This window comes from Butyrivibrio sp., assembly GCF_017940685.1.
Taxonomy (GTDB): domain Bacteria; phylum Bacillota; class Clostridia; order Lachnospirales; family Lachnospiraceae; genus Butyrivibrio.
This window is the reverse complement of the sequence record NZ_JAGAYD010000058.1, coordinates 1-2285: the sequence shown is the minus strand read 5'-3', so window position 1 is coordinate 2285 and position 2285 is coordinate 1. Positions and strand designations below refer to the sequence as shown.

Annotated in this window: 1 protein-coding gene; it reads right to left on the bottom strand. The window is 41.2% G+C overall.

The window, feature by feature from the left end; all coding sequences use genetic code 11:
* Positions 1-399: 399 nt before the first annotated feature.
* The gene (locus J6I68_RS04245; RefSeq protein ID WP_292217750.1) at positions 400-2118 is read right to left on the bottom strand and encodes a MutS-related protein; all 1719 of its coding nucleotides are present in this window, start codon (positions 2116-2118) and stop codon (positions 400-402) included.
* Positions 2119-2285 lie beyond the last annotated feature (167 nt).

Genomic DNA, 2285 nt, shown 5'->3' with positions numbered 1-2285 from the left:
TCATCCTGAGCCAGGATCGAACTCTCACGTTTTAGAGTAAAATCCGAAACCGTATTGTGGTTTCGGACAATTTTACCTATGCACAGTTTGCTTGGCGAGGTATTCTCGAGCCTAGCAAAGCACTGCTAAATAGTTCAATCTAGCCAGAACAAAAACTAGCTTTCGTTCTGTCCGTTATTACTTTGGTTTGTTAATTCTGAATAATTCTCTTGGAATTTTTCAGGGTTGCATTACTGTTTATTTGTCAAGGTACTTGGAGCTTAAAACCCGCTCCACTGCTGCGTTTATCGCTGTTCTATCGTAGCGCCGCAACGAAATATAATTTATCACTTCCCAAAAACAATGTCAACACCTTTTTTCAAAAATTTTTATTATTTTTTTGAGTTTCCAAAAAACAGCTTATTTATGCGCATCAGAGGCTGATAACATTTCAAAAGTAACCCCATATTTCTCCGCAATGTCTTTTGCATAGGATAATCCAACCGGTGGAGCTACCTCTACTTCATACAGGCGCTTCCCTTCTTTTGCCTTAACTACCAGGGAAGCAGCTTTTGCCGGTACTTCCTCGTCATTTATCTCAGATATATCAAGGGCCAGCTTGTGCATGTGGGTGTTGTAAATAGTCCTGATGCCCTTTTTTAGGATTGCCTTTGAACAGTCTTTTGCTATGTAGTAGCCTTCTTCAAATGATGTTGTTGAAAAGGTTTCATTTAGGAGCATGAGGCTCTTTTCAGTTGCATTCTCATACAGCTCTTTAAAACGCTTGCACTCTTCGCCAAGGCGTCCAAGATCCATAGTCTTGTCTTCGTCTGCCGGGAAGTGAGTGAAGATATCATCCACTGGAACATACTTAAACCGCGATGCTGCCACATAGATTCCTGCCTGAGCCATAAAATACAGCTGTCCTATACTCTGGGTTATTGTGGTCTTGCCACCCATATTTGCCCCGGTAAGGATATAGAGTGTATGCTCCCTTGTAAAATCCAGATCATTTCTCACAATATCCTCAAAAGCAGATGAATGCTCGGATAAAAGCTTGATGTTATAGACTCCCTTTGCATCCATTAAAGGCTTATTCTCAGTTTCTTTAAGCTCATCAAGGGCCTCTGGCTTACAGAACACAGCCCCCTTATCAGACATCTTTTCAATGTACTCTGCCCAGCGGACATAGAAAATAAACTCAGGGATCAGATCAGTTATATCTCCCACTGTGAGCATAGTGTACTTATTTAGCACATTTCGAAGATGCTTCACAGTCTGAGAGAGCATCCTGTCTGTAATCTTATCCATGTAGTTTGTTATTTCTTTTGTAGTATCATCAGCATCTGACACCTTCATGATGCTCATCATGGCCATGGGGCTAAAGACAGGCGGTACGAAATCTGCTCCATTTTGAAGCGGACCTTTAGCCTGGATTTCATCAAACTTATAATCCCCGTCCCAGTCAGATGACTCATTTATTATGTCTTTTCCCGAGACCTTGTCCATAAAATGGCTGACAAGATTAGACTTGGAAAACGGCCTGCTGTTAACGGAAATAAGACCAACACCGCTGGCTTCAAAGCGCTCATTGAGATTGATGCCCACTGTTACGCTCTTAAGGCAGCTGGTATCCGCCTTAAGCTCGCTTATATCCTTTTTAAGCTCTTCAAAGCCATTATCCTCATAGAGCCCTTCCACATACTTCTTAAGGCCAAGAAGTCCCTCTGAATGGATATCAGCATTTGACAAGCATTTATAGATAGCACCAATACTCTTTATATAGTCATTTATCTCTTCAAGTCTGTGGACAAGATCCCAGATTCCAGGCTCGTGGTCATTGTCGTGCTTGTAGCTGCCATACTCTTTTAAAAAGTTTACTTTATCAAGGAGCTCTAACAGTTCTTCTCTCATTGCCTTGTTCTTGTAAATATCATCAAAAACATCGCTTCTGTAGCGGGCATTTGTCGGGTCAGAGGTGACCATCTTCATGACATTAGAAATGTATACCTGCTCATTCTTTTCCCTGGAAAGCTTTAAAAGAACGCTGTCCATGCCGATGTCGTGGACTGCAAGGTCAGTTAACTTCCTGTAGGGCAGGCTCTGATTTGGAAATAACAGGCTGTATTTACTGGACATAGGAATCTCCTTTGTTTTTGATTTTTATCTGGTAAAAAAAATCTGGCATGACAATAAAATCATGCCAGAAATAAACTCTTTTTACTATCTTTACTTGAGGTTAACCTTCTGGTCCTGTCCTCTTAAAGTTACTATCATGCCAAGTGTATCAATGTGCTTGGCTTCAC